This is a genomic window from Myxococcota bacterium, assembly GCA_035498015.1.
In the GTDB taxonomy this organism is placed as follows: Bacteria; Myxococcota_A; UBA9160; order SZUA-336; family SZUA-336; genus VGRW01.
The window spans coordinates 1-23213 of sequence record DATKAO010000130.1 but is presented as its reverse complement, the minus strand read 5'-3'; the positions used below and the strand labels follow the sequence as shown (position 1 = coordinate 23213).

Annotated in this window: 23 protein-coding genes; 9 read left to right on the top strand and 14 right to left on the bottom strand. The window is 71.9% G+C overall.

Annotated elements, in window-relative coordinates; all coding sequences use genetic code 11:
* Positions 1-780 (top strand): hypothetical protein (locus VMR86_11650; GenBank protein HTO07695.1); only part of this gene is annotated, 780 nt, incomplete at its 5' end.
* 171 nt (positions 781-951) lie between these two features.
* Here VMR86_11650 and VMR86_11645 read toward each other — a convergent pair.
* Both VMR86_11645 and VMR86_11640 read right to left on the bottom strand, forming a co-directional pair.
* Positions 952-2091 (bottom strand): acyl-CoA dehydrogenase, encoded by a 1140-nt coding sequence (locus VMR86_11645; protein ID HTO07694.1) that lies wholly within the window; start codon positions 2089-2091, stop codon positions 952-954.
* Positions 2092-2163: 72 nt separating this feature from the next.
* Positions 2164-3360: an acyl-CoA dehydrogenase family protein gene (locus VMR86_11640; GenBank protein ID HTO07693.1), complete on the bottom strand. Its 1197-nt coding sequence runs from the start codon at positions 3358-3360 to the stop codon at positions 2164-2166.
* A gap of 149 nt (positions 3361-3509) precedes the next feature.
* On the opposite strand from VMR86_11640, the gene VMR86_11635 reads away from it, so the two are divergent.
* Genes VMR86_11635 through VMR86_11615 form a run of 5 tightly spaced genes read left to right on the top strand, consistent with a single transcriptional unit; the run spans position 3510 to position 7751 of the window.
* Positions 3510-4037, top strand: coding sequence for a TerB family tellurite resistance protein (locus tag VMR86_11635; GenBank protein HTO07692.1), 528 nt, complete (start codon positions 3510-3512; stop codon positions 4035-4037).
* Entirely contained in the window at positions 4034-4744 is a 711-nt protein-coding gene (locus VMR86_11630; protein HTO07691.1) for an HAD family hydrolase, read from the top strand. Before VMR86_11635 ends, VMR86_11630 begins: the two co-directional genes overlap by 4 nt.
* A complete protein-coding gene (locus tag VMR86_11625; GenBank protein ID HTO07690.1) occupies positions 4741-5376 on the top strand; it encodes a nitroreductase family protein in 636 nt (211 codons plus the stop codon). The genes VMR86_11630 and VMR86_11625 overlap by 4 nt, the downstream gene beginning before the upstream one ends.
* A gap of 55 nt (positions 5377-5431) precedes the next feature.
* Positions 5432-6637, top strand: a complete 1206-nt coding sequence (locus VMR86_11620; GenBank protein HTO07689.1) for a cyclopropane-fatty-acyl-phospholipid synthase family protein — start codon at positions 5432-5434, stop codon at positions 6635-6637.
* A gap of 1 nt (position 6638) precedes the next feature.
* Positions 6639-7751, top strand: a complete 1113-nt coding sequence (locus VMR86_11615; protein ID HTO07688.1) for an NAD(P)/FAD-dependent oxidoreductase — start codon at positions 6639-6641, stop codon at positions 7749-7751.
* On the opposite strand, the gene VMR86_11610 is transcribed toward VMR86_11615, so the two are convergent.
* Together VMR86_11610 and VMR86_11605 are read right to left on the bottom strand one after the other, a co-directional pair.
* Positions 7743-8915 (bottom strand): metallophosphoesterase, encoded by a 1173-nt coding sequence (locus tag VMR86_11610; GenBank protein ID HTO07687.1) that lies wholly within the window; start codon positions 8913-8915, stop codon positions 7743-7745. The two genes, VMR86_11615 and VMR86_11610, sit on opposite strands and share 9 nt — an antisense overlap.
* Complete coding sequence (locus VMR86_11605; protein HTO07686.1) at positions 8912-10561, bottom strand: hypothetical protein; 1650 nt, start codon at positions 10559-10561, stop codon at positions 8912-8914. Before VMR86_11605 ends, VMR86_11610 begins: the two co-directional genes overlap by 4 nt.
* Before the next feature lie 140 nt (positions 10562-10701).
* Here VMR86_11605 and VMR86_11600 point away from each other — a divergent pair, with 140 nt between their 5' ends.
* Entirely contained in the window at positions 10702-12078 is a 1377-nt protein-coding gene (locus tag VMR86_11600) for a carboxylesterase family protein (GenBank protein ID HTO07685.1), read from the top strand.
* Here the strand turns inward: VMR86_11600 and VMR86_11595 are convergent.
* The 4 genes from VMR86_11595 to ilvD form a co-directional block, all read right to left on the bottom strand.
* The gene (locus VMR86_11595) at positions 12062-12502 is read right to left on the bottom strand and encodes an RDD family protein (protein ID HTO07684.1); all 441 of its coding nucleotides are present in this window, start codon (positions 12500-12502) and stop codon (positions 12062-12064) included. The genes VMR86_11600 and VMR86_11595 overlap by 17 nt on opposite strands.
* Positions 12499-14298, bottom strand: coding sequence for a hypothetical protein (locus VMR86_11590; protein ID HTO07683.1), 1800 nt, complete (start codon positions 14296-14298; stop codon positions 12499-12501). The genes VMR86_11595 and VMR86_11590 overlap by 4 nt, the downstream gene beginning before the upstream one ends.
* Positions 14299-14393: 95 nt before the next feature.
* Complete coding sequence (locus VMR86_11585) at positions 14394-14762, bottom strand: DUF423 domain-containing protein (protein ID HTO07682.1); 369 nt, start codon at positions 14760-14762, stop codon at positions 14394-14396.
* Between the two features lies 1 nt (position 14763).
* Positions 14764-16452 carry a dihydroxy-acid dehydratase gene (ilvD, locus tag VMR86_11580; GenBank protein ID HTO07681.1) on the bottom strand — a complete coding sequence of 563 codons (1689 nt, stop codon included), beginning with the start codon at positions 16450-16452 and terminating at the stop codon, positions 14764-14766.
* Between the two features lie 53 nt (positions 16453-16505).
* On the opposite strand from ilvD, the gene VMR86_11575 reads away from it, so the two are divergent.
* Positions 16506-17201 carry a class I SAM-dependent methyltransferase gene (locus tag VMR86_11575; GenBank protein HTO07680.1) on the top strand — a complete coding sequence of 232 codons (696 nt, stop codon included), beginning with the start codon at positions 16506-16508 and terminating at the stop codon, positions 17199-17201.
* Here the strand turns inward: VMR86_11575 and VMR86_11570 are convergent.
* The 5 genes from VMR86_11570 to VMR86_11550 are packed head-to-tail and all read right to left on the bottom strand — an operon-like array spanning position 17191 to position 21429.
* Positions 17191-17487, bottom strand: a complete 297-nt coding sequence (locus tag VMR86_11570; protein HTO07679.1) for a cupin domain-containing protein — start codon at positions 17485-17487, stop codon at positions 17191-17193. The genes VMR86_11575 and VMR86_11570 overlap by 11 nt on opposite strands.
* The gene (locus VMR86_11565) at positions 17484-18947 is read right to left on the bottom strand and encodes a carotenoid oxygenase family protein (protein ID HTO07678.1); all 1464 of its coding nucleotides are present in this window, start codon (positions 18945-18947) and stop codon (positions 17484-17486) included. Before VMR86_11565 ends, VMR86_11570 begins: the two co-directional genes overlap by 4 nt.
* A complete protein-coding gene (locus VMR86_11560; GenBank protein HTO07677.1) occupies positions 18944-19567 on the bottom strand; it encodes a TetR/AcrR family transcriptional regulator in 624 nt (207 codons plus the stop codon). The genes VMR86_11565 and VMR86_11560 overlap by 4 nt, the downstream gene beginning before the upstream one ends.
* A 44-nt stretch (positions 19568-19611) precedes the next feature.
* Positions 19612-20940 (bottom strand): serine/threonine-protein kinase, encoded by a 1329-nt coding sequence (locus VMR86_11555; protein HTO07676.1) that lies wholly within the window; start codon positions 20938-20940, stop codon positions 19612-19614.
* A gap of 6 nt (positions 20941-20946) precedes the next feature.
* Positions 20947-21429: a MaoC family dehydratase gene (locus tag VMR86_11550; GenBank protein ID HTO07675.1), complete on the bottom strand. Its 483-nt coding sequence runs from the start codon at positions 21427-21429 to the stop codon at positions 20947-20949.
* A 51-nt stretch (positions 21430-21480) separates the two neighbouring features.
* Here VMR86_11550 and VMR86_11545 point away from each other — a divergent pair, with 51 nt between their 5' ends.
* Positions 21481-22353, top strand: a complete 873-nt coding sequence (locus tag VMR86_11545; GenBank protein ID HTO07674.1) for a sucrase ferredoxin — start codon at positions 21481-21483, stop codon at positions 22351-22353.
* Positions 22354-22391: 38 nt separating this feature from the next.
* On the opposite strand, the gene VMR86_11540 is transcribed toward VMR86_11545, so the two are convergent.
* Positions 22392-23213: 3-deoxy-7-phosphoheptulonate synthase (locus VMR86_11540; GenBank protein ID HTO07673.1), on the bottom strand; the 822-nt coding region annotated here is incomplete at its 5' end.

The window sequence follows — 23213 nt, the reverse complement described above, 5'->3', positions numbered from 1 at the left end:
TTCGCGGCCTCCGGCTCCACCTGCAGCGACTCGAACGCTTGCACCACGGGCGAGACCTGCAACGGCTCCGGCAGCTGCGGCGGCGGCTCCGCCCTGGTCTGCAACGACTCGAACGCCTGCACGGCCGACAGCTGCAACCCGTCGAGCGGCTGCGTGTTCAATCCGGCGCCGATGAACGGCACGTCGTGCAACGACGGCAACGCGTGCACCCAGGTCGACACCTGCAACGCGGGTGTCTGCGTCGGCGGCAGCGCCACGGTGTGCAATGACTCGAACGGCTGCACGGCCGACAGCTGCAATCCGTCCACGGGCCTGTGCGTGTTCAACCCGGCGCCGTTGAACGGCACGTCCTGCAACGACGGGCACGTCTGCACCCTGGGCGACGTCTGCTCGGGCGGCACCTGCGCGGGCTCGCCCGCCCCCGACGGCGACACCGACGGCACCTGCAACGCCGCCGACAACTGCCCCTATGTGTCGAACCCCGGCCAGGAAGATGCGGGCGGCATCGGGTTCGCGATCCCCGACGGCATCGGCAACGTGTGTCAGTGCGGCGACGTGAGCGGCGAAGGCATCGTCGACCAGGGCGACGTGACCCTGTACCGAGCGCACCTCGCGAACCCCAGCGGCGTGCCGTTCAATCAGTCCGCGCTCGACAAGTGCTCGGTGGCCGGCGGCACGGCGACCGTGTGCGACGTCCTCGACGTGGTCGTGATCCGGCGCGCGGTGGCCGGGCTCGCCGCCAGCCTGCCGCAGCAGTGCCAGGCTGCGATTCCTCACTGATCCGATACTGACTGACTTCGCTCGCCTGCGGCTCGCTGCGCGCGGCTACGCCGCTTGCGGGCCTCGCTCAGGGCGGCCTTCGCGAAGCCCTGACTGACTTCGCTCGCCTGCGGCTCGCTGCGCGCGGCTTCGCCGCTTGCGGGCCTCGCTCAGGGCGGCCTTCGCGAAGGCCTAGAACCCCGACAGCGCCGCGAAGCGCGCGCGGTGGTAGGCCGCGTCACCCAGCGTGAGCTCCGCGACGCGCGCGCGCTTCAGGAACAGGCCGATCTCCTCCTCGTCGGTGACTCCGATGCCGCCGTGCATCTGCACGGCCTCGTTGCCGACCAGGAAGGCGGTGTCGGAGAGGCGCGCCTTGGCGACCGAGGCCAGGAGGGGCACGTCGGGGCGCTTCTCGTCGATCGCGCGCAGCGCGTCGAGCACGATCGAGCGCGAGAGCTCCACCTCGGTGAACATCACCGCGGCGCGGTGCTTCAGCGCCTGGAAGCTGCCGATCGCCACGCCGAACTGCTTGCGCGTCTTCAGGTAGCTCACGGTGCGCTCGAAGGCCTCGGCGACCGTGCCCAGCGTCTCGGCGCACAGGCCGATCGTCGCGCGGTCGAGCACCGGGTCGAGCACGTCGGCCCCGCGGCCCACCGTGCCGATCGCCGCCGAGCGGTCGACCTCGACGCCGTCGAGCTGGAGCTGCGCCGCGTTGCGGCCGTCGACCATGACCGTGCGAGTCACCTGGAGCCCGCGCGCGTTCTTGGGCACGAGGAACAGCGCCAGCCCGTCGCGCTCGCCGGGCTTGCCGGACACGCGCGCGACCACCACGGTCTGGTCCGCCACGTGGCCGTCCTGCACGAAGGTCTTCTTGCCCGTGAGCTTGTAGCCGTCGCGGCTGGCCTCGGCGCGGGTCGCCACCTGGTACGGCGCGTGGTGCGCGCCTTCCTGGAGCGCGAGCGCGAGGATCGCCTCGCCCTTGGCTACGCGCGCGAGGATCTCCTTGCGCTGCGTGCCGTCGCCGGCCAGCAAGAGCGCGTTCGCGCCCAGGAGGAGCGTCGAGAAGAGGGGGGTCGCGGCGAGCGTGCGCCCGCACTCCTCGAGCACGATGCCGAGCTCCGCGTAGCCCAGGTCGGCGCCGCCGTGCTCCTCGGGCAGGACGATGCCCGCCCAGCCGAGCTCCGCCATCTGACTCCACAGCTCGCGCGAGAAGCCGACCGGGTCGTTCGAGTCGCGCAAGCGGCGCAGCTCCTTCACCGGCGAGTGCTCGGCGATGAACTCACGCGCGGTGTTGCGCAGCAGCTCCTGCTCTTCAGAGAGTGCGAGTGACATGTGATTCCTCCACGGAAGGCACGCCGCAGGTGTGCCGTGCGGGCAGCGCGGCTTCGCCGCGCGCTGACCCGCTCAGTCAGGCAGGCCAAGCACGCGCTTGGCGATGATGTTGAGCTGGACCTCGCTCGTGCCGCCCTCGATCGAGTTGCCCTTCGAGCGCAGCCACTCGCGCGTGGTCGCGAGCTCGCGCGGCGAGAAGCCGCTGCCTTCCCAGCCCAGGGCCTGCGAGCCCAGGATCTTCACCAAGAGCTCGTAGCGGCGCTTGTTCATCTCGGTGCCGTACAGCTTGAACATCGACGACGCCGCGCCGGGGCCCTGCCCCGCCTTGGCCTCCTCGACCGAGCGCCGCACGGTGGTGGCGAAGACGCGCTGGTCCATCAGGTGCTGCACGACCTCGGAGCGGATCACCGGGTCGGCGATGCGCCCGGAATCGTCGCCGCAGTACTCCTTGGCGAGCTGCTCCATGGTGGCGCCGCCGCCGCTCGCGGCCAGGCCGAAGCCCATGCCGCCGATCATCTCGCGCTCGTGCTGCAGGAGCTTCTTGGCGATCGTCCAGCCGCCGTTCTTCACGCCCACCAGGTTCTTCTTGGGCACCTTCACGTCCTGGAAGAACGTCTGGCAGAAGGGCGAGCTGCCACTGATCAGCTTGATCGGCGAGACACTCACGCCCGGTGACTCCATGTCGAACAAGAGGAACGAGATGCCGTCGTGCTTGGCGGCGTTGGGGTCGGTGCGCACCAGACAGAAGATCCAGTCCGCGTAGTTCGCGTACGAGGTCCAGATCTTCTGGCCGTTCACGAGATAGTGGTCGCCCTTGTCCTCGGCGCGCGTCTGCAGGCCCGCCAGGTCGGAGCCCGCGCCGGGCTCGCTGTAGCCCTGACACCAGCGGATCTCGCCGCGCACGATCTTGGGCAGGTGCTCGCGCTTCTGCTCCTCGTTGCCGTACTCGAGCAGGACGGGGCCGAGCATGGTGATGCCGAAGCTGATCAGCGGCGGGCGCGCGCGGATCTTGCGCAGCTCGTCGGCCAGCACGCGCGCCTGCGCCGCAGTGAGTCCGCCGCCGCCGTACTCTTTCGGCCAGGTCGGGCAGGTCCAGCCGCGGGCGGCCATGCGGTCGAGCCAGAGCTTCTCCTCGGGGTTCGCGTACTGCTTGCGCCGGCCGCCCCAGTTGGCCTCCTCCTCGGAGCCCATGGGCTTGCGCATCGATGGCGGGCAGTTCTCCTCGAGCCACTTCGCGACGTCGGCGCGGAACGTGTCTGGGTTCTCCAAGCGAAAATCCTCCCGAAAACCGGTTGCCGCGCCCGGCTGGCGCGACGGGGGCTGCCCCGCCCTGGCGGCGCGGCGCGTATCGTATGCGCGGGGGGCGGGAGCCCGCAAGGAGTTGAACTCGTGGCCCCGCTGCCCCATATAGGCCCCCCATGAGAGCGCTGCGGCGGCTGGTGGGACTCGAGGATCGCGGCGCCAACGACGCGCGCGACACGGCGACGGTGCGGCGCATCGCGCGCGAGCTCGACGCGCTGCCGCCGGCCGAGGCGCGCTTCCTGGCCGCGTTCGCCTACGTGCTCGCCCGCGTGGCGCGGGCCGACCTCGAGATCTCGCGCGAGGAGACCGAGCAGATGCTGAAGCTGGTGCGCGAATACTCGACGCTCAGCGAAGCTCAGGCGCTCCTGGTGGTGCAGATGGCGAAGACCCAGGCCACCGCGCTCGCGGGCACCGAGAACTATCTCGTGACGCGCCAGTTCAAGGAGATGTCGAACCGCGCGCAGCGCATCGACCTGTTGCGCTGCCTGTTCGCGGTCGCGGCGGCCGACAACAACATCTCCGTGGTCGAGAACAACGAGATCACGCAGATCGGCGAGGAGCTGGGCTTCGACTCGCGCGAGATCGCCGCGGTGCGCGCGGCCTACCGCGACCAGCTCTCGGTGCTGAAGGACGTGCCCGAGTGACTCGCGCCGTGCTCTTCGACTTCGGCGGCACGCTCTACGACTACCGCTGCTTCGCGCGCGCGGAAGCCGAGAGTCTCTCGCAGCTGGTGCGCTGGGCGGGCTCCGACGCGGGCCCGGACGCGATCGCCCGCGCGCAGCGCGCCGCCTCGAAGCAGGTGTTCGAGAGCTACCGAGAGCGCCCGTTCTACCTGCACAGGGACTTGTTCGACGACACCTCGCACGCCGTGCTCGCAGAGCTCGGCGTGCGCGCCGACGCCGACACGCTCGAGCGCTACCGCAAACTGCGCTGGGACCTGCACGCGCGCGACTTCGCGCTGCGGCCCGGTGTGCGCGAGACGCTCGACGGGCTGCGCGCGCGCGGGCTGCACATCGGCATGGTCTCCAACATCGACGACGATCAGCTCGACCACCTGCTCGCGATCGCCTCCGTGCGCAGTCACTTCGACGCCGTGCTGTCGAGCGAGCGCGCGCGCTCGTGCAAGCCGGCGCCCGACATCTTCCGGCAGGCGCTCGCCTCCGCGGGCTGCGCGCCCGGCGAGGCGATCTTCGTGGGTGACTCGCTGTTCCACGACGTGGGCGGCGCGAACGCGCTCGGCCTGCGCTCCGTGCTGATCTGGCACCGCGAGGACCGCGAGCCGCCGGCGCAGGGTCCGCGACCCCAGCACGTGATCCGGCGCTTCGACGAGCTGCTCGAGATCGCGCGGTGACTCCCGAAGAGATCGCGGCGGCGGGCGAACAGGTGCCGCTGCTCGAGGGCATCCGCAGCGCCCGCGCGATCCGTCGGCTCCGGCCGGATCCGGTGCCGCGCGAGCTGATCCGCAAGGTGTGCGAGGCGGGCACGTTCGCCCCCAGCGGCGGCAACCGGCAGCCGTGGGTCTTCGTGGCAGTCACCGAGCCGGAGCGCCGCGCCTGGGTGGCCGAGCGCTATCTGCGCGCCTTCCGCAGCTACATCGCTCCCGCCGAGCTGGCGGCCCGCGACCCGAGTTTCCCCGAGGCAGGACGCCGCAACATGCGCGCGGCGATCTGGCTCGCCGAGCACCTGCACGAGGTGCCCGTACACCTGTTCGTGGCGGGGTGGGAGCGCCGCGGGGAGCCCCAGCTGCAGGCCCTGTTTCCCTGCGTGCAGAATGTACTTCTGGCCTGCCGGGCCGTAGGACTCGGCGCCTCACTCACCACCATGCACCGGTCCTTCGGCCGTGAGTGCGACGCGTGGCTCGGCCTGCCCGAGAAATGCCCCAGCGCCGCGCTGTTACCCATCGGTTGGCCGCTCGGAAAGCACGGGCGCCCGCCCCGCAGGCCCGTCGACGGCTGCCTGCACTGGGAGGCACTCACGAGTTAACCCAGGATTCACGGCCCGGTTTATGCTTGAGGGGTCAGAACCGGGGAGGTCGATCATGACCCGAGGCTCCGTGACTGGCCTGGAGCGCGCCATGGCGCGCCGGATCCTGCAAACGCGCGGTGACCCGCGCATCCGACTCGTGCTCTGGAACGGCGAGGAGGTACGCTGCTCCGACCTGCCGCCCGTGGGCCGCGTGGCGTTCCGTGACCGCCGGCTCATGCTCGACCTGGCGCTGCACCCCGATCTCGGCCTGGCCTGCGCCTATCAGGACGGCCGGATCGAGATCGAGGGCGACCTGCCGACCGTGTTGAAGCTCGTGCTCGCCGTGCCCGAGCGATTCACTCTGGCCAAGCGCGCCCGCGACGCCTGGGAGCTGTTCCGCCGGCGCAGCAAGTCACTCTCGCGCTCGCGCGAGAACATCCACCGCCACTACGACCTGGGCAACGAGTTCTACGCGCAGTGGCTCGACGAGCGCATGGCCTACACCTGCGCGTATTTCCCGACGCCGACCGCCTCGCTCGAAGAAGCGCAGGTCGCGAAGATGGAGCACGTGTCGCGCAAGGTCTGGCTGCGGCCGGGCGAGCGCGTGATCGAGGCCGGCTGCGGCTGGGGCTCGCTCGCGCTGCACATGGCTCGACACCACGGTGTGTACGTCACCGCCTACAACATCTCCGAGGAGCAGGTCGCGTACGCGCGCGAGCGCGCCAAGGCCGAAGGCCTCGACGACCGTGTCGAGTACCGGCTCGACGACTACCGGAACGTGACCGGCAGCTTCGATGCGTTCGTGTCGGTCGGCATGCTGGAGCACGTGGGCGACGAGAACTACGACGCGCTCGGACGAGTCATCGACCGCTGTCTGCCCGAGCACGGCCGCGGCCTGATCCACTCGATCGGGCGCGTGCAGCGCCGGCCCATGGATCCATGGATCGAGCGCAACATCTTCCCGGGCTCGTACTCACCCACGCTCGAGGAGATGGTCGGCATCCTGTCGCCCTACGACCTGGCGGTGATCGACGTGGAGAACCTGCGCCTGCACTACGAGAAGACGCTCGAGCACTGGCTGGAGCGCTTCGAGAAGCAGGCGGCCGCCGTCGAGCGCCGCTTCGACGCGCGCTTCGTGCGCACCTGGCGGCTGTATCTCGCGGGCTCGATCGCGTCGTTCCACGTCGGCAACCTGCAGCTGTGGCAGGTCGTGTTCCAGCGCCCGCGCTCGCGCGACCTGCCCTGGAACCGCGCCCACCTGTACGGTGGCGGGCGCTAGCTTGGACGAGTTCGACGCGATCGTCGTCGGCGGCGGGCCGGCCGGCTCGACCTGCGCCTGGCAGGCCGAGAGACTCGGGCTGCGCGTGGCGCTGCTCGACGCCAAGCAGTTCCCGCGCGACAAGGTATGCGCGGGCTGGGTCACGCCGCAGATCCTCGCCGAGCTCGAGCTCGACGCCCACGAGTACGCCGCCGGCGGCCGGGTGATCCAGCCGATCCGCGGCTTCGAGGTGAGCCTGGCGGGCGGCAAGCCGGCGCGAGTCACCTACCCCGAGGTCGTGAGCTACGGCATCCTGCGCTGCGAGCTCGACGCGTACCTGCTCGGGCGCTCGGGCGCCAAGCTGTTCCTGGGCGAGCCGCTGCGCACGCTGGCGCGCGACGGCGGCGCCTGGGTCGTGAACGGCGCCCTGCGCGCGCCCGTCCTGGTCGGCGCCGGGGGTCACTTCTGTCCCGTCTCCCGCCAGCTCGCGCCCGACGCGCGCGCCACCGAGCCGGTGATCGCCGCACAGGAGGTCGAGTTCGCGCTCGACGCCGAGCAGGCGCGGCGCTGCCCCGTGTCACCCGAGGTGCCGGAGCTGTTCTTCGAGCGCGACCTGCGCGGCTACGCGTGGCTCGTGCGCAAGGGGCCCGTGCTGAACGTCGGCATCGGCCGGCAGGACACGCACGATCTGTCGGGTCACGCGCAGCGCTTCCTGGCGCTGTGCGAGTCACTCGGCAAGCTGCCGCCGCGCACGCCGCCCAAACGCCACGGCCACGCCTACGTGCTGTACGGCCAGACGCCGCGGCCGCTCGCGGGCGACGGCTTCGTGCTCGTGGGAGACTCGGCGGGGCTCGCCTGGCCGCAGAGCGGCGAGGGCATCCGGCCGGCGGTCGAGTCGGGCCTGCTGGCCGCGCGCGCGCTCGCGGCCCAGGATCTCGAGAGCTACGCGCGCGCCATGGAAGCGCGCTTCGGCCCGCGCGACCGCCCGCTCGGGCCCGGTCTCTCCGACCATCTGCCTGCGCGCATCCGGCCCTGGCTGGTGGAGAAGCTGCTCGGCAATGCCCTGTTCGCGCGCCGGGTCGTGGTCGACGGCTGGTTCCTGCACCGCGGCCAGGCGGCGCTTCCGTCACGCTGAGCGCAGCGTGATCTCCGTGATCTCGGCCGGCGCGAACAGCCGCATGGGCGGGCCCCAGAAGCCGGTGCCGCGGCTCACGTACAGCTCGGAGCCGTTGCGCGCGTAGCGGCCCGCGACGAACGGCTCGACCAGCCGCACCAGGTGCACGAACGGCCAGATCTGCCCGCCGTGCGTGTGACCCGAGAGCTGCAGGTCTACACCGTTCTGTGACGCCCGCTTGAAGGTGTTGGGGTCGTGCGCGAGCAGCAAGAGCGGCAGCGCCGGGTCGCGGCCCGCGAGCGCCGCCGCCAGGTCTTCGCGCTGGCCGTCGCCGAAGCCGCCGCGGTGGTCGTCCACGCCCGCCAGCGTGAAGCGCGCGCCCGCCTGCTCGAGCTCGACGTGCCGGTTGCGCAGCGGCACGAGCCCGAGCCGCTCCACGACCCCCACCCAGGCGTCCGCCCCGGAGTAGTGGTCGTGGTTGCCCGTCACGAAGTAGCTGCCGTGGCGCGCGCGCAGGCCGCCGAACGGCGCGACCTCGTCGGCCAGGAGCCGCGCGCTGCCGTCGACCAGGTCGCCGGTCACGCACACCAGGTCGGCGCCGAGCGCGTTCACGCGCTCGGTCAGGTGCCGCGAGAAGCGCCGGTCGCGCAGCGGCCCGATGTGGATGTCACTGATCTGGGCGATCCGGAAGCCGTCGAGCGCGCGCGGCCAGCGCGCGAGCGGGATCTCGACCCGCGCGAGCCGCGGCGGCCGCAGCGCCGCGATCAGTCCGAACAGGGCCGCTGCGCACACCAGCGCGAACGACACCGCGGCCTGCACGCGCGCCGAGGCCTGGAACGACGGCAGCTCGTCGCCCGCCGCGTAGGCCACGCCGCCCGCGATCCAGCGCGCGGCGTCGCCCGCCGCCAGCACCACCAGGGAGAGGAACGCGACTCCCATCCAGACCGACGCCGGCCAGCCGACCAGCCGGTTCCAGGGCGGGCGCACGAGTCTCTCGGCGAGCGGCTGCGCGAACAGAGACACGAAGCCGAGCGCGATCGCGCCCAGCGCAGTCACTCGCGCCGCGCCCGACAGCTCTGGATCGAACACGAAGCGCTGCGCGATGTACAAGTGCCCGCCCACCACCACGGTGGCCGCGATCGTCAGGAAGACCAGCCCGGCCAGGATGCGCTGCGCGCTGCTCATGGCTGCGAAGCTATCGAAGCGCGCGCGCGTCGGCTCGCGAGGATCAGCCCGAGCGCCCAGACGCCCAGCGAGATACCCGAGATCCATAGACCCGCCACGCGCGACGCGGGCGGCGCGAGCTCGAGGCGCACCTGCGCGTCGCCTGCCGGCACCTCGAGCTCGACCGTGCCGAGCGGGCTGGGCCGCCACTCGGCGGGCGCGCCGTCGATCTCGGCCCGCCAGCCGGGAAAGGCGAAGCGCGCCAGCCGCAGCCGCGCGCGCAGCGGCGAGTGAGTCGCTAGCAGGATGCGCGTGCCGCCGTCTTCCAGGGTCTCGATGCGCGTCGCCCCGGTGGCCGCCACGACCGGACCGTCGCTCGGCCGTTCGAGCCGCCACACGTTGGGGTCACTCGCGCGCGGCAGGTACTCGTCGCCCACGGTCACCGACGCCAGGCTCTCGCGCACCGCGCTCGGGCTGGCGAAGGCCGCGACCGCGGCCTGCGCTTCGGGCGGAAGCGGCCGGTACGCGCGCAGCATCGGGACGGCGTTGAGCGCGAGCCCGGCCGCCAGGCCGAGCTCGAAGAGCGCGCGCGTGCGCGCGGACCGGCGCGCGAGGGCACAGGCCGTGACCAGCGCCATCAGGCCGGCCGAGACCAGACCCAACGGCCCGAGCATGCGCCACGGGAACTGGAACAGCGGCAGGCCCGGCATCGCCGCCCAGACCGGCGCGCTCGCCGGAATCACCAGGAACACGAGCCCGAGCGCGGCCGCGCACAGCCAGCCCAGCATGCGCCGTGTGCTGCGCGCGGCGGCGGCGGAGAGCGGCCCGGCGGCCAGCACGAGCGCAGGAGTCACGAGCCCGACCGAGAAGAAGCGCCCGTAGCCGAAAACATCGGTCAGTGACTGGAACTGGCTCCGGTAGTCGAACTTGCCGCGCACGAGCTCCTCGGGCCGGATCCAGTCGCGCAGCGCCAGCACCGGCAGCCAGAAGAAGGCCGAGAGCGCGAGCCCCGCCGCGAGCCCGCCCGCCACCGCGGCCCAGGTGATTCGCGTGCCCCGCCCGTGCAGCGCGAGCGCGCTGGCCAGCACCGCGGCCACCGCCACTCCGGCCGTCAGGTTGTGCGCCAGCGCCACGCCGGCGAGCCCGGCCGAGATGGCCGCGAACGCCCGGAGCGGCGCGCGCGCCGCGGCGGTCACGCCCGCCAACGGCACCGGCAGGAGACAAAGCGCGAGAAACTCCGCGTCGGCGTTGCGCGCCCACTTGTCGCACAGCAGATACGGGTGGAGCAGGAAGCAGACGGTCCCGAGCCGCACCGCCGCGGGCGAGCGCACGCCCAGCGCGTCGAGCAGGCCGGCCAGGAAGGCCCGCACGGCGGGCACCGAGGCCAGCGAGGCCGCCACCAGCACCGCCGTCGCCCCGCGCGGCACAGAGCCCGCGAGCCACCCCGCCGCCGACGCCGCCGCCGAGAACAGAGGGGCGTAGAACAGGAACACCGGCGAGCCGTAGCCGCCGTACAGGTTCCCGGCCCAATACGGTGGCCGCTGCGCCGCCGCCCAGGCCGCCTGGTACTCACTCACGCGCAGGAGCTCGAAGCTCCAGTCGTGGCCCTGCGGGAAGCCGTGCAGCACGAGCGGAATCACTCCGAGCGCGGCCGCGAGCCAGGGCAACGCCGGCAGTCCGGCCTGCAGGCGTGACCACGGGTCTGCCGAATCTGCCGCTCTGCTGCGCATGCGCGCGGCAGATCTTAGCCGGAGTGCGGCGCGCGAGATGCGCCGTGGTAGGCTCGCGTGCAGGAGCTCCTCACCCCTTGCCCCTCGTCGTCGACACCCGCTCGGGCCGAGTCCGCGGCCGCCTCGACCGCGGTGTGACCGCCTTTCGCGGCATTCCGTACGCGCGGCCGCCGCTCGGTGCGCTGCGGCTGCGCCCGCCCGCGCCCGCCGAGCCCTGGCCCGGGGTGCGCGACTGCGGTGACCCGGCGCCCGCCGCACCGCAGAACGCCTCGCGCTTCGCGGCGCTCTTGGGCGAACGCGCCGAGAAACAGAGCGAGGACTGTCTCGCGCTCGACCTGTGGACCGCGGGCTTCGACGGCGTGCCGCGGCCGGTGCTGGTGTTCGTGCACGGCGGCGGCTTCCAGGAGGGATCGACGGGCGAGCCGTGCATTCGCGGCCGGCGCCTGGCGCGCGGCGGCGACCTGGTGGTGGTGTCACTGCAGTACCGGCTCGGGGCGCTCGGCTTCTTCGCGCCCAACCTGGGGCTGCTCGACCTGCTGGCCGGCCTCGAGTGGGTGCGCGACGAGATCGACGCCTTCGGCGGCGACCCGGCGCGCGTGACCCTGTTCGGTCACGGCGCGGGCGCGACGGCCGTCGGGTGTCTCATGGCGATGCCGGCCGCGCGCCCGCTGTGCCAGCGCGCGATCCTCGCCAGCGGCCGATACGAGGTCGACTCACTGGAGCGCGCCGAGGCGCGCCGCGCCGCGTTCCTGCGCGCGCTCGAGCTGTTGCCGCGCGACGGCGCGAAGCTCGCCGGCCTGCCGCTGGCCGACCTGCTGGCCGCGCAGAGACACGCGGGCGGCTTCCGCCCGGTCGTCGACGGCGAGCGCCTGCCGCGCGCTCCGCTCGATCCGGCGGGCGCACCCGAAGGTCCCGGCGTGCCGCTGCTGATCGGCACCGCGCGCGACGAGTCACGCGTGCTCGACTTGATCGAGCCCGGACTGACTCGGCTGGGACGCGAAGACCTCGTGACCCGGCTGGCGGCCGAGGGCGTGAGTCCAGAGCTGGCCGCCGAGGCGGTCGAGCACGACCACCGCGCCTCGCCCCACGCGCTCTTCCACCGCGTGGCCACCGAGCTCCTGTACCGCGCGCCGGCGCAGCGCCTCGCCGACCAGGCCGCGGAGCGCGGTGCACCCGTGTTCCAGTACCGCTTCGATCTCTCCGGAGCCACGGGCCTGGGAGACACCGGCGCATTCCACGGTCTGGACCTGCCGCTCGTGTTCGGTACGCGGCGCATCACGCCGCTCGGCCGCTTCTTCGAATCGGTGCCGGAAGCCAAGCCCGTCGGCCGCCGCATGCGCGACGCGTTCGCCGCCTTCGCCACGACGGGCGCCCCGCGGTCGCCGTTGGTGGGTGCGTGGCCGCGCCACTCACCGTCGGATCGCGCGGTGTTCGCGTTCAGCGCGCTCGAATGACTCGCGTGTGGGCGAGGCTGTCGTGCCAGCCCACCGGCCGGCCGTCGCGGCTCCCCAGGAACGTGAGCGCCTCGAACGGAATCAGCCGCGAGAGCGTGCGCCGCGCGATCTGACCGGCCGTCGCGGGCTTCCCGTCCTCGGATACCACGCGCACGCCGGTCACGAGCTTGCCGAGCGTCTGACCCAGCGTCGCCTCGAGCGCGAAGTAGTAGACGAGGGGAATCGCGGTCGAGCTGAGGAACGCCCGCAGGCCGTCCTGCGGCCCCGCGATCACGAGCCACACCAGGTAGAGCGCCAGGGTCGCGAAGGAGTCGATCAGGTAGTCCGCGAAGCGCTGGCCGGTGCTCGCGAGGTCGTCGACCTCAGGCGCCCGCTCGGGCCGGAGAGACGCCTGCGGCGGGGCGTACGGAGACTCGGGAGTCACGGCCCGAGGAACGTGCCGTGCGGGGCCTCGACTCCGTTCACCGTGAGCGTGTTGGAAAGGGTCTGGCCACTGACCGGGTCGGTCACGGGGTGATCGTAGTGGAAGCCGCTGAGCTCGCCCGACGGGTCGGTGACTGCCCAGGACGAGGTCGAGGCGTACTTCCAGACGCCGGGTGGATCGAGCCCGAGCGTGAGCGGCCAGGCCGTGAAGGTCAGCAGGCTGCCGGCGATGCCGTTCGCGGCGAACAGGTCGTCGGCGAACGTGCCGGTCAGGTCGAACTCGAACGCGCGCGGGTCGCTGCGGCAGGGGAAGCCGAGCTCGGTGCCCAGCCCGTAGAAGTCGTTGAAGTCGAAGAAGTTGCCGCGCAGATCGGCGTGCAGGACGGCAGTCACGGGCTGAGCGGCGCTCGCGGTGCCGTAGCCGATCGTGGCCGCGCAGCTCTCGGCGTTGCCCTGCGGGTAGACGCCGAACAGCCGCAGGCCGAACACGGTGTGCACCGAGAACTCGTTGCCGGTCGCGGCAAGATCGAGTCTCTCGGGCAGGTTCGCGAGGTCGGTCGGGTTGGCGCGGTCGTAGGTCGTCTGGAGTGACTGGAGCGCGAGCGTGTTGGTGCCGAGGTCGACCGGGAAGCCGACCGTGCCGACCGCCGCGGCCATCAGGCCGTAGGGGCCGTTCGCCAGCGCGCGGTTGGCGCGGAACGTGACGGAGGCCGGGAACGCGGTACTCCCGCCGCTCACGAACGCACCGGCGTCCTGGTTGGCGACGAGATAGTTGCCTTCGATCGTTCCCGACGTCAGCCGCGTGTGCAGACCGAAGCCCACGTTCATGACCGCGTTGCCGCGCAGCGCGAAGGCCCCGACCCGGTCGGCGAACACCGCCATCGAGGCGGGCGCCGAGGCCTGCCCGTCGAAGTCGAAGCCGCGGACGGTCACCTGGTCGCCGGCACCGCCGTCGCTGGTGCGGCCCACGACCAGCATCGACTGACTCGCGCCGAGGTTCACGTCCGGGCGCAGCACGGTGAGCGGACCCGAGGCAATGCCGGTCGGCAAGCCGTCGGCGTCGAGCGAGAGCGTGGTCGCGCCGAGCAGGTCGAGTCGCGGCACGTTCAGCACGATCGGGAACGGCTCGTACTGCGGGTTCGCGGCCAGCGCCGCGGCATCGTACGAGCCGGTGAAGGTGCCGGAGCCCACGTGGACCCGGATCCCCCCGCCCGCTGGCAGCTGGCCGCTGGCGCGGTCCGCCCGCGCGCGGGCGAGCGCGTCGCTGATGCGCGGCAGCGGGCTCGCGGCCGTGCCGGCCGCCCCGGGCACGCCGGAGGTCTCGACGTAGACGTCCTCGGTCAGCGCCGCGACGCAGTGCTGCGGCGTGGCGGGAGACACCAGGGGCGGCAGCGCGGGCGTGGCGAGCGCACGCCGCAGGACGCTGACCTGCACCACGTTGCAGTCGGCCAGGTCGCCGAAGACCGCACAGCGATCGAGCGCCGCGGGAGACAGCGCGGCCGCGGGGTTGGCGAGTGACTGCCGGATCGCGGTCACGTCGCCGGAGTCGACCCGGCCCGAGCCGGTCACGTCGCCGCACTGACAGGCGTCGCCGATCCCGTCGGGCGACGAGGCCGCGCCGAAGCCGCCCAGATCCTGCTGCCGCGGGTTCGCGACGAACGGACAGTCGTCGGCGGCGTTCGCGAGCCCGTCGCTGTCGAGGTCTGGAGGCAGCGCCCAGGCGCCGCGCGACGCGCACAGGAAGACGAACGGCAGGAGCAGCGTGAAGAGGCGCGAAACAGCGGACGAAAGTCGCACGGGGCGAGCTCCGGGGGCAGGGGTGACGAGCGTTTGCAAGCTACAGGGAGGTCGCGAGCGCGGTCAATCGGTGTCGTAGATGAGGAGCGCCTCAGCTAACCGGCAGAAACACCGCGGGCGAGCCACAGCACCGACAGCCAGCCGGCGATCAGACACAGCCCGCCGAGCGGCGTCACGGGTCCGAGCGCACGCAACTCCCAGAGCACGAGACCGAAGATCGAGCCGGAGAACAGCACCACTCCGACGCTGAAGAGACTCGCCGGCAAGCTCACCGAGCGGCCGGTCGCCTGGGCGAACAGCCCGAGCGCCAGGATCGCGACGCTGTGCACCAGCGCGTAGTGCGACGCCGTGTGCCAGGCCGAGAGGCGCTCGGGAGTCACCGAGTCGCGCAGTCCGTGCGCGCCGAACGCGCCCGCCACGACCGAGGCCGTGCCGAGCAGCGCCGCGACCGCGACCCAGCTCACCTCACAGGCCCTTGTCGGTCACGGCCCCGTAAGTGGCGCTCGACACGAGCTTGGCGTACTTCGCCAGCACGCCCGCGGTGTATCTGGGCGCCGGCGGCCGCCACGCGGCGCGGCGTCTGGCGAGCTCGGCCTCGGGCACGTTGAGCTGCAGCAGGCGCTGCTTGCTGTCGATGGTGATCGAGTCACCTTCGTGCACGAGCGCGATCGCGCCGCCCACGGCCGCCTCGGGAGACACGTGGCCCACGACCAGGCCGTAGGTTCCGCCCGAGAAGCGCCCGTCGGTGAGCAGGCCGACCGAGTTGCCCAGACCCTTCCCGATCAGCGCGCTCGTGGGCGAGAGCATCTCGCGCATGCCCGGACCGCCCTTCGGGCCCTCGTAGCGGATCACGAGCACGTCGCCGGCGCGGATGCGGTCGCCCATGATCGCGTCCATGGCCGCCTCTTCGGAGTCGAACACGCGCGCGGGGCCCGTGATCTCGTGAATCTCGATGCCGCTGATCTTCGCGACCGCGCCCTCGCTGGCGAGGTTGCCGCGCAGCACCGCCAGGTGGCCCTCGGGATACACCGGGTTGCTCCACGGCCGCACCACGGCCTGACCCGCGGGCGGCGCTGCGGGCACGCGCGCCAGGTTCTCGGCGATCGTCTTGCCGGTCACGGTGAGACATTCGCCGTGAATGAGCCCCTTCTCGAGCAGCATCTTCATGACCAGCGGAATGCCGCCCACGCGGTGCAGGTCGGTGGCCACGTAGCGGCCGCTCGGCTTCATGTCCGCGAGCACCGGCACGCGCGCGCGGATGCGCTCGAAGTCGTCGAGCTCGAGCGGCACCTGGGCGGAGTGCGCGATCGCCAGCAGGTGCAGCACCGCGTTGGTCGAGCCGCCCACCGCCATGACCACGGTGATCGCGTTCTCGAACGCCTGGCGCGTCATGATCTTGCGCGCGCTGAGGTTCTTCTCGACCAGCGCCACCAGCGCCGTGCCGCTCTCGCCCGCGCTCGCGCGCTTCTCGTCGGACTCGTTGGCCTGAGTGGAGCTGGCGGGCAGTGACATGCCCAGCGCCTCGATCGCGCTCGACATGGTGTTCGCGGTGTACATGCCGCCGCACGAGCCGAAGCCCGGGCAGGCGCGGCGCTCGATCTCGAGAAAGTCGCCGTCGCTGAGCTTGCCCGAGCCGTGCGCGCCCACGGCCTCGAAGACCGACACGATCGTGAGGTCGTTCTCCCGGTAGTGACCCGGCTTGATCGTGCCGCCGTAGACGAAGATCGAGGGCACGTCGAGCCGAGCCAGCGCGATCAGCGCGCCGGGCATGTTCTTGTCGCAGCCGCCGATCACCAGCGCCCCGTCGTGCCACTGGCCGCGAGTCACCGTCTCGATCGAATCCGCGATCACCTCGCGAGACACGAGCGAGCACTTCATGCCCTCGGTGCCCATCGAGATCGCGTCCGAGATCGTGATCGTGCCGTAGGTCTGCGGCATGCCGCCCGCGCGCCGCACGCCTTCGGCGGCGGCCGCCGCCAGGCCGTCGAGGCCCGCGTTGCAGGGCGTGATGTTGCTATGCGCGTTCGCGATGCCGACGATCGGCTTGCCGAAGTCGGCGTCGCGGAAGCCGACGGCGCGCAGCATCGCGCGGTTGGGGGCGCGCGCGTCGCCGGCGGTAGTCACTGCGCTGCGGGGGTTGCGTGGGTTCGGCATGGCGCGATTGTAACGCGCGGCGGAGGTACACTGGCCGCGGAGGAGTCCGAAGGATGGAACGCGCGCTGTCCGTGGCCGCCCGCCCGAGCTCGCTGGAAGACCCGCGGGTGAAGACCGTGCTCGATCGGCTGCACGAAGCCGCCTCGGGCGACGTGTTCCGGATGCTGGGACGCGCGCCGACCTACATCTCGGCGCTGCTCGCCCGGCGCATGGACCCGGCCGAGATGAGTCGCCGCTTCAAGGACGTGTACATCCCCCTGTCTCGCCCGCAGGGCAAGCTCCTGTATCTCGTGGCGCGCAGCATCGAGGCGCGCCGGATCGTGGAGTTCGGCACCTCCTTCGGCGTGTCGACGATCTATGGCGCCGCGGCCGCGCGCGACAACGGCAACGGGCGCGTGATCGGCTCGGAGCTCGAGCCCGGCAAGCGCGCGAAGGCGGTCGAGAACCTGGCCGAGGCGGGGCTGGGCGGCGTGGCCGAAGTGCGCCTCGGCGACGCCCTGCAGACGCTGCGCGACGTGCCGCCGCCGATCGACCTGCTCCTGCTCGACGGCTGGAAGGACCTCTACCTGCCCATGTTGGAGCTGCTCGCGCCCAAGCTGCGCCCCGGCGCCGTGGTGCTGGCCGACAACGTGCGCACCTTCAAGCGCGCGCTCGCGCCGTTCCTGGACTACGTGCAGTCGGGCAGGAACGGCTTCGAGTCCGTGACTCTGCCCTTCCCCTCCGGGTTCGAGTACTCGGTCAGGACTTGATTTCGATCAGAAACTCGCGGAACCGGGTCTGGCTCCGGTTCACTGCGGTCTCTCGACTCCCCGGCTCGACGTAGTAGACCTGCCCCGGCTTCACCGGGATCGAGATCGACTTCCCGTTCTCGAAGTCCGCGTCGACGGTGTCGCCTTCGATCACGCAGATGAGATACGGGTGGGTGTGCTCGTGGAAGTCCGAGCGCTCACCCGGCGCGAGGTCCATCTGCCAGACCTTCACGCGCTCGTTCTCGAACAGGAGCTTGTTCGCGACGTCTCCGGGCTGCTGCTTCATGCGCTCAGTGTACCGCCCGCCGCGTAGTTGCCGTGAAAGCCGAACGGGATTCTCTGCGGCACGCGCACCACCGCGAGCGGCGCCCCCGCGACGTTGGCCGCGTCCAGCACCAGCACGTCGCTGCGGTCCTCGGCCCAGCGGTACACCGGCGCGAGCAGGAAGCCGTCGCCTTCCGGCGCCGAGTCACTGCGCGGCACGAACACCGCCTCGCTGGCCGAGCTGCCGTCGGGCAGCGCGTGCACGCGGCGGGTACCGGTGGCGAGGTCGTAGTGCACGATCGAGTTGAACGGCAGCGTCGCATCGCCGCGCGGCACCGTGCCCACCGCGTAGCCGTGGCGGTAGGCCAGCCCGGCGCGGCGCTCGTCGAGGCGCGGGAACTCGCTCTGGATGTCGTCGATCACCTGCTCCGAGAACGACCTCGTGTCGAGGTCGAAGGTCCAGCGCGTGAGCAGACCCGGCGTCGGCCCCGGCTCGTCCTCGCCCGGCCGCGCCGTCGGGAAGAGCGCCACGCGCGGGTACTTCACGGCCTCGACCACGATGCGCCGGCCGACTTCGTGCGCGTTCATGAAGTGGTAGACGAAGCAGGCCTCGAGCTCGAACCAGACCGCGTCGGCCGCCGTGCCCGCGCGCGGCATGACACCGACCCGTGTACCCAGCTCGGGCTCCCAGCGGAACAGGTCGTTCGAGTGCAGGTTCTCGGGTCGGATCGTGACCGGGAACTCCGGGAAGATCACGTGGTTCCGGGTGGCGATGAAGTCGTGCATCATCGTGCCCACGCGGCGCGGCACGTCGACGCTGCGCGTGAGTCGGCCCGACGCGTCGACCACGTGGTAGCGCAGGAACGGCGGCTCGGCCGAGTAGCCGAAGAACAACAGCTCGCCGGTCTCCGGGTCGACCTTGGGGTGCGCGGTCATCTCGTTGCGCAGCCGCCCGCCGTACGAGTGGCGGCCCAGCGTCTCGAGCGTGCGCGGGTCGACCTCGGTCGGCAGGTCCACCTCGAGCAGCGCCAAGAGGCGCCCGCCGTGCCAGACGATGTTGGTGTTGGCGGCGTCGACCGCGAGCTTCACCCGGTCGTAGCTCGACAGGCCCTGTGACTCGAGCTCGCGCCAGGCGTCGGGGTCGGTGTGACTCATCGAGCGCAGCCCGCCGAACAGCGCCTGGCCGGCCTTGCGCTCGAGCTCGAAGCGGCGCGTGCGCACCCAGCGGTTGCGGTAGGCGGCGCGGCCGCCCGCGAACGAGATCGCGTGCACCATGCCGTCGCCGTCGAACCAGTGGTAGGCCGCGCCGCCGCGCGGCGGGAACTGTGGGTTGGGGCCGTTGCGATACAGCGTGCCCTCGAGCTCGCGCGGGATCTCGCCCGTGACTTCGAGCTTCGGGAAGTCGGATTCCCGGAGCTGCGGCGCGAAGCCGCCCGTCAGGTTGGGGTGCGCCGGCCAGCTGGCGTCGGGGTTCGCGTTCATGGCTTGGGTCTCCTTCGGGGTGTGTTTCGTGAGCCCGCGATCAGCGTGTCCATGAGCGGCTCGAGCAGCTCGCGGGCGGTCGCACCCAGGCCGAGCTTGCCGGCCAGGTGCAGCGACACCAATCCGTGTAACGCGGCCCAGTACTGGTGGGCGATCGCGTTCGGCTCGCCCGCGAGCACGCCGGCCTGCACCGCGAGCTCCACCGCCGACAGCAGCGCCTGCCAGGAGCGGATCTCCTTCACGCGGTACTGGGCGTTCGCGCGCCGGTCGGGCTCGCGCAGCTCGAACATGATCCGGTAGGCGTGCGGCTCGCGCAGCGCGAAGCGGAAGTAGGCGCGCGCGAGCACGCGGAGTCTCTGCTCCGGATCCTCCACGCCCGCGGCCGCCCGCTCCAGCGCGTCGGCGAAGCGCTCGAAGCCGAGCGCGCACACCGCCGCGAAGATCTCCTCTTTGTCGCGGAAGTAGCGATACGGGAGCGCGTGGCTGCAGCCCAGCTTCTCGGCCAGAGCGCGCAGCGTGACGGCCTCGTAGCCCTCCTCGGCGAACATCTGCATCGCCGCCTCACAGAGCCGCGCCTTGAAGCTCTCGATCTCGTCGGGCCGAAGCGCCGGTCGCGCCATGGCCCAATATTTACCACTGAAAAATAAACGCTGTCAAGTATTGATCAGTCGCGCTCCCGCTGGCGCCGCCCGCACCAGGCGCAGAAGCGGAAGAAGGCGCGCGAGGTGGGCCCGGAGCAGCGCGCGCAGCGGTCGGGCAGCGCCTCGTGGCGCCAGGGGCGGCCCGGCTTGGTCTTGCACACCGGGCAGTAGCGCATGAACAGGCGCAGCCGGCCGGGGCAGCCGCGCTTCTTGCAGTGGCGCAGGGCGCGCGGGTCGGCGCGGGGCGGACGGCCGTTGCCTTCGAAGCGGCCCGCGAAGCACCAGGGGCAGGAGGTCCACTCGGGCTCGACTCCGCGCTCGCAGTGACCGCACACCAGCGGCGCCTTGGTGACTTGCTTGAACGAGTTGTCCTTGAAGCCGCACCAGGGACACACGCTCATGGCTTCGGCGATCGAGCCCGCGCAGCGCCGGCAGGTGTAGGTCATGCCGAGCGCGCGGCCGTGGCGTTTGCGGAACAGCTCGCGGCCCGCCGCGAACGGTGTCGCGGGCAGCGCGGGGGAGGCGCGGCGCCGCCGGCGCTTGCGCGGCGCGGGCGCATGGCTCGCCTCGATCCGGCGGAACGCGGCCTCCAGCGCCGCGTGCAGCTCGACCGCCGACGGGTAGCGGTCGCCGGGATCGAACGCGCAGGCCTTCTGCAGCACCGGGCGCAGCGGCTCGGGCACCTTGGCGCGGAAGCGGTCGTAGCGCTCGGGTGGCCAGGTGAACGGCCACTTCAAGAGCTTCCCGGTCAAGAGCTCGTAGCCGATGACGCCCAGCGAGAACACGTCGGAGGCGAGCGTGGGCTTGCCGTAGGCCTGCTCGGGCGCCATGTAGCCCATGGTGCCCGCGTCGGTGTAGCTGCGTGACTCGGCCGGGCGCACGAAGCGAGACACTCCGAAGTCCGTGATCGCCGCATGGCCGTCGCGGAAGACCAGCACGTTCTCGGGCTTCAGGTCGCGGTGCATGAGCTTGCGCTGGTGCGCGTGCGCCAGGCCCGCGGCCACGTCGCGGATGATGCGCAGGGCGACCGCGCCCGAGCGCCAGGCGCGCGGGTAGTCGTACACGTGCGTGCGCGCGAGCTCGCTCGCGATCACGAACCGGCCCTCGATCCAGTCGGCGTTGCGCGTCGCGACCACGTTGGGGTGCGAGAGACTGCAGGCGATGCGCGCCTCGACCTCCATCTCGTGGCGGCCGAACTCGCGCACCACCGAGTCGAACGCGACCTTGAGCGCGACGCGCCGCCCCTCGACCGTGTCGCGCGCGGCGAACACCTCCGAGAAGGCGCCCTTCCCGATCGAACGCTCGATGCGGTACTTGCCGAGGCGCGTGCCGCGGCGCAGGACCCCGGGCAAGGCGCGCTAGCTGTAGATCAGCCGAGTCAGGAACTCGGCGACACACCCCGGCTTGGGCTCGCCGACGATCTCGACCGTGACCTTCTGCTTGAGCTGGATCGTGTTCGGCGCGACCAGCGTCGCCTCGACCAGCTCGCGCGTGGCGCGCACGCTCGAGTCCACCTTCACCGGCGCGGGGAAGCGCACCTTGTCGAGCCCGTAGTTCACGCCCATGACCAGGCCCTGGTAGGCCTCGGGGTCGGCGGGCGGAATGCTGCCCTGCAGGAACGGCAGGAGTGACAGGGTCAGGAAGCCGTGCGCGATCGTGACTTTATAGGGCGAGAGCTTCGCCGCGCGCTCCGGGTCCACGTGGATGAACTGGTGATCGCCGGTCGCGTCCGCGAACAGGTTGATCTGACTCTGCTCGACCTTGTGGGCCTTGCCCGGCCCGTCGACCTTGCCGATCTGCTTCTGGAAGCGCTCGAGCGCCGCCTCGGCCTTGCTGGCCATGAGTTCCTCCGTTGTGACGTGGTGCGCAGAGCCGTTATACACGACGCACGCATGAGCGACGCAACGATCGCGATCACCGACCGGGCGTGCAGCGAGGCGGCGGCCGCCGCCGGCGAGCCACTCGCGGGCAGCGCCTCCGAGGCGCCGCTCTTCGCCGCGCTGGCCTGGCCCAAGGCGCGCTGGCACGCAGACAAGGCGGCGCTCTCCGAAGGGCTGCCCCCTTCCGTGGGGGCGCTCGAGAAGGCGGCGCGCGCCGAGGGGCGGAAGCTCCAGCTCCGGCTGTTCGACCGCGCCGGTGATGGGGGCGGAGGCGGGGTCGAAGTGCTGTGCGCGGACTTCGCGGCCGGGCGCTCGCTGCAGCTGCGGGTGGCCGATGCGGACGCGGGGGCGCGGGCGATCGCGGAGTTCCTGCGGGGCCACGACGCGGGCCCTGCCCTGGCCGGCCCGCTCGCGCTGGTCTGTACGGACGGCCGCCACGACCGCTGCTGCGGGAAGCTCGGGCGCTCGCTGGCCGCCGCGCTGCGCGGATCGCTCGCGGTCGCCGAGGCGAGTCACTTGGGCGGCCACCGGCTGGCAGCGAACTGTCTCATGCTGCCTTCGGGCCGGCTGTACGGGCGAGTCACTGCTGCCGACGTGCCGGGTCTGGTGGCGGCGACGCTGCGCGGCGAGGCCTATCTCCGCTGCTACCGCGGCCGCACGGGCCTGTCGGAGCTCGAGCAGGTGGCCGAGGCCGCTGTGCTCGCGCACCGGCCGGGCGCGGCCGAGGTGGTCACGCGTGGCCAGCGCGTGACCGCCGACGGCGTGAAGTTCGAGGTGGAGTGCGAGCAGCGCACCTACGTGGGCATCGGCTCGTGCGGCGATCCCGAGCCGGAGACCCGCGAACGCTGGGTCGCGACGGGCGTTCGACGCGACGACCGCGCTTGAAACCACGGCCCGCCCCTACGACACGCAGCGCCAGTCGGTCAGCCGAGCTCGTTCTTCAGCTTCAGACGCTGCAGGTAGGCGTCGCGCACGAGCTGCGCGTCGCGCACGAAGTGCTCGAGCTCGGGCGGAGTGAGCGCCTGCGGGCCGTCGCACAGCGCCTCTTCCGGGTTGGGGTGGAAGTCGACCAGCACCATGTTGGCGCCGGCGATCACGCCCTGCGCGGTCACGTGGTGGATGTCGGTGAGCCCGTCGGGGGCGAGCGTGCGCTTGCCCACCGAGTGACTCGGGTCGATGCACACCGGCATGCGCGTGAGCCGCTTCACCACGGGCACCATCGCGAAGTCGACGAAGTTGCGGTGCGGGTCGCCCAGGTTCGTCTTCATGCCGCGCAGGCCGAACACGATGCGGTGATTGCCGCCCGAGGCCACGTACTCGACCGCGTTCAGTGACTCCTCGAGCGTGATGCCCATCCCGCGCTTGAACAGCACCGGAAACTCCTGCTGCGAGCCGACCGACTTCAGGAGCTCGAAGTTCTGCGCGTTGCGCGTGCCGATCTGCAGCATCACGCCCGTGGGGTTCCCGGCCGCGGCCAGCGCGTCGTGGATCTCGTCGACGTGCGACTCGGACGTGACCTCCATGGCGATCACGCGGATGCCGTACTTGCCGGCCAGCTCGAAGGTCCAGGGCAGACACTTCGCGCCGTGACCCTGGAAGTCGTAGGGGCTGGTGCGCGGCTTGTAGGCGCCGGCGCGCGTGGTGACGATGCCGTGCGCGGCGAGCGCGCGGAAGGTCGCCTCGACGCTCGCGGGGGTGTCGACTGCGCACAGCCCCGGGAAGACGTGGAGCGTCTCCTGCGAGAA

Bases quoted from the DNA above. Each gene is read 5' to 3' on its own strand.
- VMR86_11620 (HTO07689.1), top strand. From the start codon at position 5,432: ATGACCCGAGGCTCCGTGACTGGCCTGGAGCGCGCCATGGCGCGCCGG.
- VMR86_11575 (HTO07680.1), top strand. From the start codon at position 16,506: ATGGAACGCGCGCTGTCCGTGGCCGCCCGCCCGAGCTCGCTGGAAGAC.
- VMR86_11570 (HTO07679.1), bottom strand. From the start codon at position 17,487: ATGAAGCAGCAGCCCGGAGACGTCGCGAACAAGCTCCTGTTCGAGAAC.
- ilvD (HTO07681.1), bottom strand. From the start codon at position 16,452: ATGCCGAACCCACGCAACCCCCGCAGCGCAGTGACTACCGCCGGCGAC.
- VMR86_11550 (HTO07675.1), bottom strand. From the start codon at position 21,429: ATGGCCAGCAAGGCCGAGGCGGCGCTCGAGCGCTTCCAGAAGCAGATC.
- VMR86_11645 (HTO07694.1), bottom strand. From the start codon at position 2,091: ATGTCACTCGCACTCTCTGAAGAGCAGGAGCTGCTGCGCAACACCGCG.
- VMR86_11635 (HTO07692.1), top strand. From the start codon at position 3,510: ATGAGAGCGCTGCGGCGGCTGGTGGGACTCGAGGATCGCGGCGCCAAC.
- VMR86_11565 (HTO07678.1), bottom strand. From the start codon at position 18,947: ATGAACGCGAACCCCGACGCCAGCTGGCCGGCGCACCCCAACCTGACG.
- VMR86_11560 (HTO07677.1), bottom strand. From the start codon at position 19,567: ATGGCGCGACCGGCGCTTCGGCCCGACGAGATCGAGAGCTTCAAGGCG.
- VMR86_11610 (HTO07687.1), bottom strand. From the start codon at position 8,915: ATGAGCAGCGCGCAGCGCATCCTGGCCGGGCTGGTCTTCCTGACGATC.
- VMR86_11545 (HTO07674.1), top strand. From the start codon at position 21,481: ATGAGCGACGCAACGATCGCGATCACCGACCGGGCGTGCAGCGAGGCG.